Source organism: Salinibacter pepae, assembly GCF_947077775.1.
Taxonomy (GTDB): domain Bacteria; phylum Bacteroidota; class Rhodothermia; order Rhodothermales; family Salinibacteraceae; genus Salinibacter; species Salinibacter pepae.
The window spans coordinates 1,956,183-1,970,026 of the sequence record NZ_CAMTTE010000001.1; the positions used below are offsets into that span (position 1 = coordinate 1,956,183).

The following is a 13,844-nucleotide window of genomic DNA, read 5'->3' on the forward strand; positions in this document are numbered from 1 at the left end:
AGCCGTTGATCTGAACAAACTGGCACTGATGCATCTGATCGAGTCTTCAAAGGTGTGAAGGGAGCCCCTCTCAATGCCGATTACCTCACTGAGCGGTTTCGTTACTATCGGAGGTTAGCCGACCTGCCTGAGGGGGGGGCGTTTCACACCCTCCGTCACACGTGTGCTTCACTCCTGGTGATGGAGGGGACACCAATTCATACAGTGAAAGAGATGCTACGACACTCCAGGATCGAGGTGCCCCAGAACTATTCGCACCTCGCTCCGGAGAAGTTTAAGAACCAAATCGAAGAGGGTATGGACGACGTTGCGCTTCGCCTCGATGAGTGAGGCCCTGTTCGGAAGTGTTCTGCAAATGTTCTGAAAGTTGTGTCGCCAGATGTCATTACGTGGCAAGACCACCAAATAGAAAACGCCTCCCGAACGGCCGTAGGCGCCGCTGAGAGGCGTTTGAGGGGGTGGGCGGTGCTGGATTTGAACCAGCGACCCCCTGCTTGTAAGGCAGGTGCTCTAAACCGCTGAGCTAACCGCCCGGAACGAGTTGAGGGTCTCGCGTTGAGGGCTGACTGAGAGAACCCCCAGCCCCGAACTCTCAACCCTGAACCCTCAACCCAAAACAAAAAGAGACGGAGCGGGAGACGGGGATCGAACCCGCGACCTTCAGCTTGGGAAGCTGATGCTCTGCCACTGAGCTACTCCCGCATCAGAAAGCCAACCTTTGAAATGTGAGGACGGGCCGTCGGTTCCGGCGCGGCGGCCGGCACCTCCCCGCGTCTTGACTGTGTCTTTGTCGCCCGTGGGCAAAACAAGGCGACGCCCCCGCCGTTAGACCTCGTTGCACAAATTTTCTTACGCATCAACCGCGCAGCCGTCATGCCGAAGCGCACCTACCAGCCCAGCCAGAAGAAGCGCAAGAAGAAGCACGGCTTCCTGGAGCGCATGAAGACGAAGGAAGGCCGGAAGATCATCAAGCGGCGCCGCAAGAAGGGCCGCGACAAGCTCTCGGTGAGCGACGAAGACTCCGGCAAGCCCGTGTAACCGGAGACGCCCGTGTCCGACGTTCCCGACCGCGTCGAACAGCGACGCCTCACGTTTCCCCCGTCGTACCGCCTGAAGCGACGACGCCTGATCCGGTCCCTCTTCGACCGGACCCGCGACGACGTCCGGACGGTCGCGGAGGGCTGCGTGCGGCTCCTGTACCGCGTCGTGGACCGGGCGGCGCTCGGGCACGACGTGCCGCTTCAGGTCGGGTTTGCGCCCGGCCCCCGTGCCGAGAGTGGCGTCGAGCGCAACCGGATCCGCCGGCTTCTCCGAGAGGTCTACCGGGTGCACCAGTACACCCTGGTAGACCCTTTCGTATGTCGTCCCGAGGCACTCATCGTCATGATTCTGTTCCGGGGCGCCCCCGAGCAGGCCGACGACGGCATCGGGCGGGACCTGCCGCGGGCCCTGCGGCGCGCCGCCGCCTCGCTCGATGAGCGTGCCGACTGAAGGCGCCGCGCCGGCCGTGACCATTCTACGCCGATTTTGAAACGGCCCCGGGCACGTTGCGCCCGGCCGCTCGTTTCCTCTCCTGTTACATCGGCCCTGCCGTGGCCCGGAGCCCGGCCCCGCACGCCCGGCTCCGGCCCACGATGTGAGAACGCATTCACCAACCCGTCCCTGTCCCTTGGCTTCTCCGCTCCGCAACAACCCCGAGCCGGAAGACCAGCGCAACGTGATCATCGCGACCATCCTGGTCGCCGTGATCATGTTCGCCTGGATCTTCTGGTTTAGCCCGTCGCCCCAGCAGCAACAGTCCCAGCAGGCCGCGGGCCCGGCCGATACGACCGAGCAGACCGACCCGTCCGCCCCGGCGGCCGACACGGGGGCGGACGACGCGCCGTCCGACGCGGCGCCCCCGTCCACCGCGGACGCGGGGACGGACGCCCCGGAGCCCGAAGCGGATCAGCCGGAGGCCCCGGCCCCGGACTCCGTGACGGCCGCGGCCCTCCAGGGCACGCAGCGCAGGATTGTCGTGGAGTCGGACCTGTACACGGTCGTCCTCTCCACCAAGGGCGGGACCATCGAGCGCTTCACGCTCAAGGAGTACAAGCAGTTCAACCAGGAGGACCCCGTCCAGGTCGTCGACACGACGGCGGGCGGCACCCTCTCGCTGTCGTTCACGACGCCCACCCGGCGCCGCGTCGACACCCGGTCGCTCTATTTCTCGGCCGACACCGAGGCCGACACGGTCCGGATCGAGGACGAGTCGAAGACCCTCACCTTCGAGGCGCAGCTCGGGGACGGGGCGCTCCGCCAGTCCTACACGTTCCACCCGGACGACTACGACCTCGGGCTTGCCATCGAGCAGGAGCGGCCCCGCAGCTTCCTCACCAGCGACGGGTACGAGCTGACCTGGCACGGCGGCATGCCCTACTCGGAGGGCGGGGAGGAGGACGAGCTCCCGTACACGGGGCTCTTCGCCCGCAACGGCGAACAAATCCAGAGCCTCACGCTCTCGGACGCGAACCAGAATCAGAAGCGCATCGAGGGGGACGTGTCGTGGATGGCCGTGAAGAACAAGTACTTCACCGCGGCCGTCATGCCGGACCGTCCGGAAACCGCCCTGGGGGCCTCCCTGAGCGGCCGAAAAGAGGGGCGGGCGACCAGCGAGGCCGCCTTCAAGGACCTCACGGGCCGGCTCCAGATGCCCCTCCCGCGCGAGACCACCCACGTCGACAACTTTCACCTCTACGCGGGCCCGATCGACTACTACAGCCTGGCCGACTACGGCCGAAACCTGTACGGCATGGTCGACTACGGGTGGGACTGGTTCGAGTGGATGACCAAGCCGCTCGCCGAGTACCTTTACATCCCGATGCTCACCTACCTCGGGGGCGGGCTGCCGTCGTGGCTCTTCGGAGGCGGCCTCCCGTACGGCATCATCGTCATCCTGATGGCCGTCCTCATCAAGACGGTCGTCTACCCGCTCACCAAGTCGTCGTACCGCAGCATGGCGCAGATGCGGGAGCTGCAGCCGAAGATGCAGGAGATCAAGAACAAGTACGACGACGAGCCGGAGAAGCAACAAGAGGAGATGATGCAGCTGTACCGCGAGACGGGCGTGAACCCGCTCGGGGGCTGTCTGCCCATGTTCCTGCAGTACCCCATCCTTATCTCGCTGTACCAGTTCATCCCGAAGTCCATCCAGCTCCGCCAGGAGAGCTTTCTCTGGGCGGCGGACCTCTCGGCGCCGGACAAGATCCTGCAGCTGCCGTTCGAGATTCCGTTCTACGGCGACTACGTGGCGGGCTTTACGCTCCTGATGGGACTGGCCATGATCGTGACGATGCGGGTGCAGTCCACCGGCGGCGCGGCCGGCGGGCAGGCGAAGATCTTCATGTACGCCATGCCCGGGGTCATCTTCTTTATCTTCAACCGGTTCGCCTCGGGCCTGAGCCTGTACTACCTCTTCTACAACATCGTCACGGCGGCCCAGCAGAAGTGGATCAACATGCAGCTGGAGAAAGAAAAGGACGACGACGGCAACCTCATGAACGGGCGCTCGGACGGGGAGGACGAGGGGGAGCAAGGATTCTTCGCCCGGCTCATGGAACGGGCAGAAGAGGCGCAGAAGCAGCAGAGGTAAAGCGGGACGGCTGAGCGGTGGGGAGGGGACCGATCGCCGCGGGGCTGTCCTGCACAGTCCGTCCGGCCCCCCCGGATCGTCGGCCCGGTGTTCGTCATTGAGGAAAGATCCGTGGACCGAGGTCGTTTGGGGCCGTGGCGCCCTGAGGGCGACGACCGATCGACTCTCTCTTCACCGGTCCCACGTTCCACGATGAGTCAGAGTGACACGATTGCGGCCATCGCGACGGCGCGGGGGCGGGCGGCGCTGGCGGTCGTGCGCACCTCCGGGCCGGCCGCCATCGAGATCGTCGACCGGTGCTTCCGGGGCGACGCCCTGGCGGACGCCGACAGCCACACCGCCCACGTCGGGGTGTTGACGGACGAGGCGGGGACCGACATCGACCAGGTGGTGGCCACCGTCTTCCGCGCCCCCAACTCGGCCACCGGCGAGCACGTCGTCGAGGTGTCGTGCCACGGCGGCGACCTGGCGCCGAAGCTGGCGCTCCAGAGCCTGCTCGACCACGGGGCCCGCATGGCCGAGCCCGGCGAGTTCACCGAGCGCGCGTTTCTCAACGGCAAGATGGACCTGGCGCAGGCCGAGGCGGTGGCCGACCTCATCGACGCCACCTCCACGAAGGCCCATCAGGCCTCGCTTACCCACCTCAAGGGCCGCTACTCCGACCTGCTCGGCGACCTCCGCGAGGAGCTGCTCAACCTCTGCTCGCTCGTGGAACTGGAAATCGACTTCTCGGACGAGGACGTCGAGTTTGCCGACCGGGAGCGCCTGGAGGCCCTGCTGGACGAGACGGAAGAGATCCTCGGAGACCTGCTCGACACCTACCCGACGGGGGAGAAGCTGAAGGACGGCGTGCAGGTCGTCATCGGCGGGCGCCCCAACGCGGGCAAGTCCACCCTCCTGAACGCGCTGGTGGGCCACGACCGCGCCATCGTCAGCGAGACGCCCGGCACCACGCGCGACGAGATCGAGGCGGAGGCGGAGATCGAGGGCGTGCTCTTCCGCTTCGTGGACACTGCGGGCCTGCGCGACGCCGCCGACGAGATCGAGGCGGAGGGCGTGCGCCGCGCCACCGAGTCCATCGAGGCGGCCGACGTGCTCTTCTACCTCTACGACCTCACGGTCGGCCTCGACTCGCAGGAGATCGCGTTTCTCCAAGACCTCGCCGACGACGGGTCGGACGTGCAGCCCGTCCTCATCGGCAACAAGGCCGACCGGGCGCCCGACCTGCCCGTCGCCACCCTCGACGGCCTCACGTCGCTGAAGCTCTCCGCCCTGGAGGCGCGCGAGGACGCCGACGCGGTGCAGCCGCTCCTCGACCACCTCACCGACACGGTCGCCGAGCACCTGAGCCGCGCAGAGGCGTCGCCGGTCGTCATGAACCAGCGCCACCGCCAGCACCTCCGGGACGCCCGCGACGCTGTGCAGCAGGCCCGAGAGGCGCTCGACGCGGGCGTCTCCGGCGACATGCTGACGCTCGACCTCCGCGCGGCCCTCCAGGAGCTGGGCGCCATCACCGGCGAGATCACGAACGAGGACGTGCTCGACCAGATTTTCTCCCGCTTCTGCATTGGCAAGTGAGTCCGGGGGAGGGGCAGCACCGCGAGCGCAGGAGCGCCGGGCTGTGCGTGTCCGTGCCGCCTCGGCTAGCCAGACCCGGGCCGGTCCGTAGGTTCTTTCTCCAAGCTGCGTCCCGCTCGTGACCGCCGGCATTTGGACCGACGAGGTCCGTGTTCGCTCGTACGACGTAACCCCGCAGGGCACCGCCTCTGTCCTCGCCCTTGCCGACTACTTCCAGGAGGCGGCGGGCCGGCATGCGGCTGAGCTCGGGGTGTCCATGACGGACCTCCGGGCCGACGGGCAGGCCTGGGTGCTTGCGTTCATGCACATGCAGGTCGAGCGCCTCCCGCACCAGAACGAATCCATCCGAATCGAAACGTGGCCCTCGGGGCTCGAAAGCGCGTCTGCCCACCGCGAGTTCGTTTTCCACGATGAGGAGGGGGCGATGCTTGCGGGCGGGACCAGTCGCTGGTTTGTGTTCGACGTGGACCGGCGACGTCCGGTGCGGCCCCCTCGCGTTCTCGCCGACATCGAGGGGCCCGATCGCCCGGGTCCGATCGACCAGGATCTGGATGCCCTCCCGGCGCCGGTGCACACCGACCGCGAGCAGACCTTCACGGCACGGTACCACGACCTCGACCTGAACCGGCACGTCAACAACGTTCGCTATCTGGAGTGGGCGCTGGAGACCCTGCCCGCCGCCGTGCTCGACGAGCGACGCTGCCTCGGGTTCGCCGTCCAGTTCGAGGCGGAGACCAGACTCGGAGACCCGGTGCGGGCGTCCGCCGAGCAGATCGAGGACGGCGGTACGCTGCGCGTGCGCCACCGCCTGGCCCAGGCCGAGTCGGATCAGACGCTTGCCCTCGTCCGAACGACGTGGCTGTGAGCATCCCTCGCGTGCGGCGCGCCGCCCCGGGACGAGACCGTGTCCCGTCCCCTCGCCGCCGGCCGCCGAGCGCGCTCCAAGTCCCTGCGGACTCCGGAGGCAGGGCCCCGAGTTGCAATGCAAAAGGCCCGCACCGGACGTTGGTGATGGGGACGGTTGGGCCGCGCGAGGCGGTGCCGACGACGCACGCAGGTTGGCCTCCGAAACAACTTTTGCGTCCAGGGCCGTGAGGGCCTGTCTTCTTCCATACCCATTGGACCCATCGTGACGTCGAACCAGCCGGACTCGCGCACCTCTTCGTTGACGGATGATGAGTTGCAGTGGACGCGACTGGAGGTGGCGTTCACCGCCGGGATTGTCGGCTGCCTCCTGTTTGCCACCTGGCAGCTCGGGGACCTGCTGGCGCGCGACTGGCTTGCAGGGTGGGTGGGAGAGAGCGAGGGCCGCGAGGACCTCGTCTACTACGGCGTGGCCTTCACGGCGGCCCTCGCCGCCCTCGGGGGGACGACGCGGTCGTTGGCCCACGCGGGCCGATTCCGCCGCACCGTGGGGCGCTCGCTGCTCTGGTACGGTGCCCTGCTGCTCATCAGTGCCTCCGGAATGGGGGCCATCGAATACCTGCCGGAGGTGGCGGCCGGGCTGTTCGGGGCGGGGGTGCTCATCGCGGCCGTCTACGTCCTGCAGCAGCGGTACTTCACGCGGGAGCGCATCCGCCGCCGGCGCCTCCGCAACGACAACTGTCCCCAGTGCGGGAGCGATCTCCGTCCCGAGGCCCACCACTGCTCCCGGTGCGGGCGTCGGGTGGGGGAGGACTGTCCCGAGTGCGGGGGCTACCTGGGCCGCTCCGATCGGTACTGCGCGGACTGTGGACGGGAGCGAGCGGAGGGGGCGCCGTAGCCCGGACCGCCTCTGGCCGGGCCGACGAACCCTCCCGCCTCAGCGCTGTTCTCGAAGGAGCGCCGCGATCGGGCCGCCGCTCCGCCGAGGCAGTCTGCCGGCTGCCCGGAGCCCCACAGAAGCGCCGCCCTGATCGATCTGTTCTTTCCCTGCCTCCGTCCTGCCAGCCCAGACGCCTTCGGCCGATGCCCCGCCAACCCGAGCCTGGAAATGCTCCTGAAGAACACGCGCCCCGCCGCTTTGGCCTTTCTCAGTCCCGGCGCTGGATATCTGCGTCCGGTCTCTTGGCCTGTATTCTTCTCGTTGGGACGGCCTATGCCGACGAGGGGGCGGCCGGGAAGTGGTCGGAGCTGGCCCTAGATGCCGGCATCGTGGGCGGACTCGTTCTCGTTGTTTTCAACGCCTTCCGGAAGAGCGTCCTGGTGGGCGAGAACGAGATTCGAAAGGTCCAGCCGCTGTGGAGCGACCGGTCTGTGCCAACGAGTGAGATTCGGCGGGTCCACGTTCCGACGATCGAAAACGGCCTCTGGCTCTACACCGACCCGGACGGAAATCCGGCGCTGACGATCGGCGGGGGACTCGAAGCCCCCGAGGAGCTTGAGGAGCTGGTGATTCAGCACGCCCCCTCCGACACAGCGGTGACGGGGCTGGGGCACCGGGCAAACGGCTCGTCGTAGACCGGCCTGCACGCTCTTTGGTTCGAATCCACTGCGTGGGGAGATCGCCCGAAGAAAGGTTCACTCAGTATGGCGTTGATCCCACACGGTCTTGCGGAGGTCGACCTGCCAGGCCGGGAAGGCCCCCGCCCAGCCCCCAGACGGCTCGCGACGACATCGCGCCCGGCTCCCCGGTGCCGTGACGGGGCCCGCTTGAGGAGGGAGACAATCGAAGGGAAGAGCAGACACGTCCATCTAATTTTCCGCTGATCGAGTCATGCCACCCGATCCGCTTCGTCGCCTCGGGCGTCTTGAAGAGGGCGGCTTCCGCCGCCTCGCCGCCCGCCTCGCGCTCCTCCGGGCCTACGCGCGCCGCCGGGACACAGAGGGCCTCTCCGACGCCCAGGCCCAGGCGGCGATTGCCGAGACCTTCGACCAGCGCACCGCCGCGGTGGACGACTGGGTCTACGACGTGTACGACTCGGTGACGGCGCGCACGCTGCGGCGCTGGGCCCAGCAGTTTCGGGAGGAGGGGCTGGAGGGCCTGATCGACAAGCACGGGCGCCGGAGCAAGCGCTCCTACGAGTCGTACTTCGGCGCGGGCTCGGAGCTGCGCAAAATTGCGCTTCACTACCTCGCCGACCATCCGGACTGTACGAGCACGGAGCTTCTGGACGAGCTTGCCCAACACGTCGACGACGACGCGCTGCCCACCCGCCGTACCGTGCAGCGGTTTCTGAAAAAGATGGGCGGTTAAGTGTGGCGGTGTGGACGTGCAAGGCGGTTGACGATGGGTGGATGATGCATGTTGCGTGACATGTAGGGGCGACTGCGGGGCTGCCCTGCTCGACGAGGAGACTGGGCCGCTGACGTGGGGAAAGTCGCCGAGGCGGGGTGCGAGGAGATGTTTCAGACAAAGCACGTGTCGTGCGAAGCACCGATGTGTTGTCGTCTGGAAAAATCACGTGTCGTCCCCTGCGGAGCGTGCCTGACCGGCGGTTTTTGGGTGTTCGCCGGTCGTCCCGCGGGCCGGGCGGGCACACGGCGGCGGGCGGTTCGTTGAGGGGAAGTGCCGGGTATAGGCATCCTCCTTTACAGGCTTCTGCTTTCGACCACGGGTTCAATTGTCATGCATCAGGATTACTTCGAGCACGATGTCATTGTGGTGGGCGGGGGGCACAGCGGCAGCGAGGCCGCGGCCGCGGCGGCCAACATGGGCGCCGACACCTTGCTCATCACGATGAAGCTGGCGGACATCGGGCAGATGTCGTGCAACCCCGCCATCGGGGGGATCGGCAAGGGGCACATCGCCCGTGAAATCGACGCCCTCGGCGGCATCATGGGCAGGGCCACCGACCGGGCCGGCATTCAGTTTCGGATGCTCAACAAGAGCAAGGGGCCGGCCGTGTGGGGGCCGCGGGCCCAGTGCGGGCGCCGCGCCTACGCCCGGGCCATCCGGCAGGAGCTGGAGGCCATCGACAACCTGAAGATGCGGTCGGACATGGTGAAGGAGATTCGGACCGACGACGCGGGGGAGACGGTGACGGGCGTGCGCACGAACCTCGGAAAAGAATTCCGCGCTCCCTGCGTGATTCTCACCACGGGCACCTTCTCGAACGGCGTGATCCACGTGGGGGAGCAGAACTTCGGCGGGGGGCGCATCGGGGAGAGCGCCTCGCACGGCATCACGGGGTGCCTCCACGACCTCGGCTTTGAGAGCGGGCGCCTCAAGACCGGCACGCCGCCGCGCGTGGACGGGCGCTCCATCGACTACAGCGTGATGGAGAAGCAGCCGGGCGATCCGGACGCGACGGCCTTTTCCTTCCTGACCGACGACCTGCCGTCGGTGGAGGAGCAGCTTTCCTGCTGGCTCACGGACACCACGCCCGAGACCCACGAGGTGCTGCGCACCGGCTTCGACCGGAGCCCGATGTTCACGGGGGCGCTCGACGCGGACGGCCCGCGCTACTGCCCGTCCATCGAGGACAAGATCGACCGCTTTTCGGAGAAGGACCACCACCAGCTGTTCATCGAGCCGGAGGGGCGGGACACCCACGAGGTGTACGTCAACGGCTTCTCGTCGAGCCTGCCGGAGGAGGTGCAGTTTGAGGCGCTGCGCACCGTTCCCGGCATGGAGGAGGCGCACATGCACCGGCCCGGCTACGCCATCGAGTACGATTTCTTCCCCCCGTACCAGATCGAGTACAGCCTGGAGACGAAGTACGTCGACGGCCTCTTCTTCGCCGGACAGATCAACGGCACCACCGGCTACGAGGAGGCGGCCGCGCAGGGCATCATGGCCGGCATCAACGCCGTGCAGAAGCTGCGGCAGGCCGACCCGATCGTGCTGAAGCGGTCGGAGGCCTACATTGGCGTGCTCATCGACGACCTCGTGGCGAAGGGCACCGACGAGCCGTACCGCATGTTCACGAGCCGCGCGGAGCACCGCATCCTGCTGCGCCAGGACAACGCCGACCAGCGCCTCACGGAGCTCGGCCACAAGCTGGGCCTCGCCTCGAAGGAGCGCCTCGACCGCACGCGGGAGAAGGAGCGGGCGATCGATGTTACACGTGAAACATTGGCCGACACGACCGTCAGTCCCCAGCAGGTGGACGACTACCTGCAGTCCGTGGGCACCTCCACGCTCGACCAGCCGCGGCCCGTGATCGAGCTCTGCAAGCGTCCGGAGGTCGACTCCGAGGCCCTCCTCCGCCACGCCGGCATCTACGACGAGGTGGTGACGGAGGCGCCGGGCATGCTCAGCGCGCCGCGCCTCATCGAGATCGACCTCAAGTACGAGGGGTACATCGACCGGCAGCAGGACATGGTGGAGGAGATGGAAGAGAAAGAGCGCTGGCCGATCCCCGACGACTTCGACTACCACGCGCTCGACAACATCTCCATCGAGGCCCGCCAGAAGCTAAGCAAGGTGGAGCCGGACAACCTGGGGCAGGCCTCGCGCGTGCCGGGCGTCCGCGCCTCCGACATCTCCGTCCTCATGGTGCTCCTCAAGAACGAGGGCGTGGAGCCGATGTCGACGGACCGCGACCTGAACCTCGACGCGATGGGGGGCGACGGGCAGTCGTTCGGTGTTTCACGTGAAACAGCGGTCGAAGTGGGGTAGTGCGTATTTCGTGTTGCGTGATGCGTGACGCGTGGTTCGTGACGGGTGATGCGTGATGCCATGAACTCTCCGACCGGTCGGTGACCGCCTCTTTATGGAGAACATTGCCTGGAACCCCTTCAAAAGCCTCACGACGGAGCAACAGGAGCAACTCGACCGCTTCCAGGAGCAGCTCCTTCGCTTCAATCAGCGCGTCAACCTCATCTCGCCGGAGACGGAAGACGCGTTTCGGACGCGGCACCTGCTGCACTGCCTGACGCTCACCGTCCGCGATTTTGCGGACGGCTGCACGATTGTCGACTGGGGAACGGGCGGCGGGTTGCCCGCGATTCCGCTCGCGATCTGCTACCCGGAGGTGACCGTCGTGGGCGTTGACTCGGTGGGGAAGAAGAGCCGGGCCGTGCGCACCATTGCGCGGCGGTTGGGGCTGGAGAATTGTTTCACGTGGAACGGGCGGGCGGAGGAGTGGACGGGCGAAGCCCACTACTCGGTCTCCCGCGCCACGGCCCCGCTGGCCGACCTCTGGGCATGGCACCGCCGCGTCGCCGTGTCGCCCGACGACACGCCGAGCAATGACGCGTGGCCGCCGGGTCTTCTCGCGCTCAAGGGCGGCGACCTGAGCGACGAGATTGCGGGCCTCCGTGCCGCAGATCCGGACGTGACGATCGAGCGGCACCCGCTGGAGAAGATTCTGGGACGGAACGGCTTCTTCGGGGAGAAAGAGATTGTGGGGGTGCGCAGCGCACCGTCCTCGTCGCAGCGTTAAGCGGCCGCCTGTTCGTCCTCCAAGTTGTACAGCGCCTCGGGCGCGAGGTCGGCCCCGTTGGGCCAGGCAACGGTCGCCATTGTCTCGTCGAGGGACACCTCGCTGAATCGATCCGGATCGCGGAGGGGCTCGAACACTTTCCCCCAGAGGAGGGGACGAAGGGTTTCCTGTTTCGCGGTTCCGTCGTTGAAGGCGACCTTGAGCGAGTAGGTCCCCACCTGCTCCATCTCGGTCACACGCAAAATCTCAGGCATTTCAGGCGAGCGGTTCGATACTGTAGAATGCTGCAGGTGCGAGGCATTTCGAATGAAAAATTGAGGGCTGGGGTCCGTTCTACCGTACATGATAGCCCTTTCAACCTCCTTCTTCGACCCTCGCAGTTCCGGAGAGAGCGGCTGGATCGCTTCAGGACGCACGACCACGCTCCTCGGATGGGACGACTCCGTTGCGGAAAAGAGAGGTTGTAGCGGTGCGGTCGTAGCGATATGTTTGCTGTGCGAACTCGCCGGGGCTCGTTTCACGTGGAACGTCGCGTTGCTGGTCCCCCCCGCGGCTCCTTCATCACCCGCTCACGGCTATGCGTCGCGCAATGATCAATACCGCCCTCGGGCTCGCCGTCGGCTACGCGGCGATCGCCGGTCTCGCGTTTGCCTTTCAAGATCAGCTCCTCTTTCAGCCGAGCGATCGCCTCCGCGCCACGCCGGACGACGCGGGCCTGGACCACGAGACGGTCCGCCTCGACACCGAAGACGGCGAGACGCTCCACGGCTGGTGGATCCCCACGCCCGATGTTTCACGTGGAACGTTGCTCTTTTTCCACGGCAACGCCGGAAATATTTCGGGGCGGCTGGAGAGCGTTCAGCAATTCCACCAGCTCGGCCTCAACGTGCTGATCGTCGATTACCGCGGGTACGGGCAGAGCACCGGCGCGCCGTCGGAGGAGGGCATCTACCGCGACGCAGAGGCCTGCTGGCGGTACCTGACAGAGACAAAAGACCGTGCGCCCCAGGACGTTGTGATCTTTGGGCGGTCGATGGGCGGCGGACCCGCGACGTGGCTCGCAGCACGGGAAAAACCCGGCGCGGTCATTCTGGAGTCGGTGTTTACCAATGTGCCCGACGTGGGCGCGCACCACTACTCCTTTTTCCCGGTCCGCGCCCTCGCCACGAATCAGTTCGACAACGAGTCGCGCGTATCACAGATCGACGCCCCGAAGCTCTTCATCCACAGCCGCGGGGACCGGGTCGTGCCCTTCAAGCTTGGGCGACAAGTGTTTGCGGCGGCTGCCGAGCCGAAGCAGTTCCTGGAGATCGAGGGCGGGCACAACGACGGGTTTCTCGTGTCCGCCGACAAATACCTCCGGACGATCGGCAACTTTCTGGAGGAGAATTTGGATTCGTGAATGGAGGCCTCGGATGCGTGAAAGAATGTGATTTTGGGTCCGAAGGCGCTGAGTTTTCGGAACGACTATTTCCGAGGGACCAAACGGAGAACTCCGGTCTTCATCTATCGTTTATGCACTAGATTATGTATTCCGTTCAGCGATCTAAAGTCCGCTATGCGACACAGCGTGTCGATTCGGGACGAGATTGGAGAGGAGGTTGAGGCAGTAGCCGAGGAAGAGGGCCTCTCTATCAGCGAGTTTTACGCTCGGGCAGCCGAATCCTATATGAAACGTCTCCGTCGCCGCCGGGCTATCGACGAACTCGACCGACGGGCCGGCATGGTTGACGCACACGGTGACCTCAACCAGGTGCTTGGCGACATTCGGAAGGACGATCCGGAGCGTCCGTAGCCTCAGCCAGTTTCCCGACTCGTCAGCGTAGACGCCATGCGACGCGGATTCGACACCGGATACTTCGTTAAGTACGCCACCGGGGAGCTCTCGGAGGCCCACCGTCAGGCCCTCCGAGATTTAGTTGGAGACGAAGAATTGGGCGTCGCCAACGCACTGGTAATTTACGAGCTGAGGAAGCTGGGCTACCGTGGCGTTTTTGACGAGGAAGATGCCGAGTGGCTCGTCAACATCGTCGGCGATGCGTGTGAGATGGATCGGGTCCTCTCAAACTCGTTTCTCGATGAGGCGGCGCGGCTCTCGCACGGCAACAACTTGTCGATGGCCGACGCGATGATGCTCGCTACGGCCCTTCGGCACGACGCGGACGAACTGTACACCACGGACAGCGATCTTCTCGCTTACGAGGGGCCCATTGAGGTTGTCCTGGTCTGATGCGCTCCGGAGGCATGGAGACAGAGCGTTTTGCCTCCATTCCTCCATGCCGTCCGGTCCTCCATGCCCAGGGTGTTGCACTTGGAACGCTCTCGTC

The 13,844-nt window shown here is 66.1% G+C and carries 14 protein-coding genes, 2 tRNA genes and 1 pseudogene; 14 read left to right on the top strand and 3 right to left on the bottom strand.

Features of this window, described 5'->3' with window-relative positions; translation table 11 throughout:
• Positions 1-36: 36 nt before the first annotated feature.
• Positions 37-330: pseudogene (locus OJA40_RS08250) on the top strand (tyrosine-type recombinase/integrase); the annotation flags it as partial.
• Between the two features lie 129 nt (positions 331-459).
• Here OJA40_RS08250 and OJA40_RS08255 read toward each other — a convergent pair.
• Positions 460-533, bottom strand: a tRNA-Val gene (locus OJA40_RS08255).
• Positions 534-630: 97 nt separating this feature from the next.
• Positions 631-702 (bottom strand) — tRNA-Gly (locus OJA40_RS08260).
• A 171-nt stretch (positions 703-873) separates the two neighbouring features.
• Between OJA40_RS08260 and rpmH the strand changes: the two genes are divergently transcribed.
• The 10 genes from rpmH (at position 874) to OJA40_RS08310 (ending at position 11,517) form a co-directional block, all read left to right on the top strand.
• Positions 874-1,038, top strand: a complete 165-nt coding sequence (gene rpmH, locus OJA40_RS08265) for a 50S ribosomal protein L34 (RefSeq protein WP_043551668.1) — start codon at positions 874-876, stop codon at positions 1,036-1,038.
• 12 nt (positions 1,039-1,050) lie between these two features.
• Positions 1,051-1,491, top strand: a complete 441-nt coding sequence (locus tag OJA40_RS08270) for a ribonuclease P protein component (protein ID WP_208425207.1) — start codon at positions 1,051-1,053, stop codon at positions 1,489-1,491.
• A gap of 178 nt (positions 1,492-1,669) precedes the next feature.
• Positions 1,670-3,631, top strand: a complete 1,962-nt coding sequence (gene yidC / locus OJA40_RS08275) for a membrane protein insertase YidC (RefSeq protein ID WP_263810302.1) — start codon at positions 1,670-1,672, stop codon at positions 3,629-3,631.
• A gap of 192 nt (positions 3,632-3,823) precedes the next feature.
• Positions 3,824-5,209 carry a tRNA uridine-5-carboxymethylaminomethyl(34) synthesis GTPase MnmE gene (mnmE, locus tag OJA40_RS08280; protein ID WP_208425205.1) on the top strand — a complete coding sequence of 462 codons (1,386 nt, stop codon included), beginning with the start codon at positions 3,824-3,826 and terminating at the stop codon, positions 5,207-5,209.
• Positions 5,210-5,327: 118 nt separating this feature from the next.
• Complete coding sequence (locus OJA40_RS08285) at positions 5,328-6,074, top strand: acyl-[acyl-carrier-protein] thioesterase (protein WP_208425204.1); 747 nt, start codon at positions 5,328-5,330, stop codon at positions 6,072-6,074.
• Between the two features lie 264 nt (positions 6,075-6,338).
• On the top strand, positions 6,339-6,971 hold the full coding sequence (locus OJA40_RS08290; RefSeq protein ID WP_263808431.1) for a zinc ribbon domain-containing protein: 633 nt from the start codon (positions 6,339-6,341) through the stop codon (positions 6,969-6,971).
• A gap of 284 nt (positions 6,972-7,255) precedes the next feature.
• Entirely contained in the window at positions 7,256-7,648 is a 393-nt protein-coding gene (locus OJA40_RS08295; RefSeq protein WP_263808432.1) for a hypothetical protein, read from the top strand.
• A gap of 256 nt (positions 7,649-7,904) precedes the next feature.
• Positions 7,905-8,384 carry a helix-turn-helix domain-containing protein gene (locus tag OJA40_RS08300; protein ID WP_208425201.1) on the top strand — a complete coding sequence of 160 codons (480 nt, stop codon included), beginning with the start codon at positions 7,905-7,907 and terminating at the stop codon, positions 8,382-8,384.
• A gap of 372 nt (positions 8,385-8,756) precedes the next feature.
• Positions 8,757-10,751 carry a tRNA uridine-5-carboxymethylaminomethyl(34) synthesis enzyme MnmG gene (gene mnmG, locus OJA40_RS08305; protein WP_208425200.1) on the top strand — a complete coding sequence of 665 codons (1,995 nt, stop codon included), beginning with the start codon at positions 8,757-8,759 and terminating at the stop codon, positions 10,749-10,751.
• A gap of 94 nt (positions 10,752-10,845) precedes the next feature.
• Positions 10,846-11,517: a 16S rRNA (guanine(527)-N(7))-methyltransferase RsmG gene (locus OJA40_RS08310; protein WP_208425199.1), complete on the top strand. Its 672-nt coding sequence runs from the start codon at positions 10,846-10,848 to the stop codon at positions 11,515-11,517.
• Here OJA40_RS08310 and OJA40_RS08315 read toward each other — a convergent pair.
• Positions 11,514-11,771, bottom strand: coding sequence for a DUF2442 domain-containing protein (locus tag OJA40_RS08315; protein ID WP_208425198.1), 258 nt, complete (start codon positions 11,769-11,771; stop codon positions 11,514-11,516). The genes OJA40_RS08310 and OJA40_RS08315 overlap by 4 nt on opposite strands.
• A gap of 323 nt (positions 11,772-12,094) precedes the next feature.
• On the opposite strand from OJA40_RS08315, the gene OJA40_RS08320 reads away from it, so the two are divergent.
• The 3 genes from OJA40_RS08320 (at position 12,095) to OJA40_RS08330 (ending at position 13,747) form a co-directional block, all read left to right on the top strand.
• Positions 12,095-12,919 carry an alpha/beta hydrolase gene (locus OJA40_RS08320; RefSeq protein ID WP_208425197.1) on the top strand — a complete coding sequence of 275 codons (825 nt, stop codon included), beginning with the start codon at positions 12,095-12,097 and terminating at the stop codon, positions 12,917-12,919.
• 267 nt (positions 12,920-13,186) lie between these two features.
• Complete coding sequence (locus tag OJA40_RS08325) at positions 13,187-13,312, top strand: hypothetical protein (RefSeq protein WP_263808434.1); 126 nt, start codon at positions 13,187-13,189, stop codon at positions 13,310-13,312.
• A gap of 36 nt (positions 13,313-13,348) precedes the next feature.
• Entirely contained in the window at positions 13,349-13,747 is a 399-nt protein-coding gene (locus OJA40_RS08330; protein ID WP_208425196.1) for a type II toxin-antitoxin system VapC family toxin, read from the top strand.
• The last annotated feature ends 97 nt before the right edge of the window (positions 13,748-13,844 follow it).

Excerpts from the sequence above, each read along its gene's own strand:
- OJA40_RS08320 (WP_208425197.1), top strand. The coding sequence starts at position 12,095 with ATGCGTCGCGCAATGATCAATACCGCCCTCGGGCTCGCCGTCGGCTAC.
- OJA40_RS08315 (WP_208425198.1), bottom strand. The coding sequence starts at position 11,771 with ATGCCTGAGATTTTGCGTGTGACCGAGATGGAGCAGGTGGGGACCTAC.
- OJA40_RS08310 (WP_208425199.1), top strand. The coding sequence starts at position 10,846 with ATGGAGAACATTGCCTGGAACCCCTTCAAAAGCCTCACGACGGAGCAA.
- OJA40_RS08300 (WP_208425201.1), top strand. The coding sequence starts at position 7,905 with ATGCCACCCGATCCGCTTCGTCGCCTCGGGCGTCTTGAAGAGGGCGGC.
- mnmG (WP_208425200.1), top strand. The coding sequence starts at position 8,757 with ATGCATCAGGATTACTTCGAGCACGATGTCATTGTGGTGGGCGGGGGG.
- mnmE (WP_208425205.1), top strand. The coding sequence starts at position 3,824 with ATGAGTCAGAGTGACACGATTGCGGCCATCGCGACGGCGCGGGGGCGG.
- OJA40_RS08325 (WP_263808434.1), top strand. The coding sequence starts at position 13,187 with ATGAAACGTCTCCGTCGCCGCCGGGCTATCGACGAACTCGACCGACGG.
- OJA40_RS08330 (WP_208425196.1), top strand. The coding sequence starts at position 13,349 with ATGCGACGCGGATTCGACACCGGATACTTCGTTAAGTACGCCACCGGG.
- rpmH (WP_043551668.1), top strand. The coding sequence starts at position 874 with ATGCCGAAGCGCACCTACCAGCCCAGCCAGAAGAAGCGCAAGAAGAAG.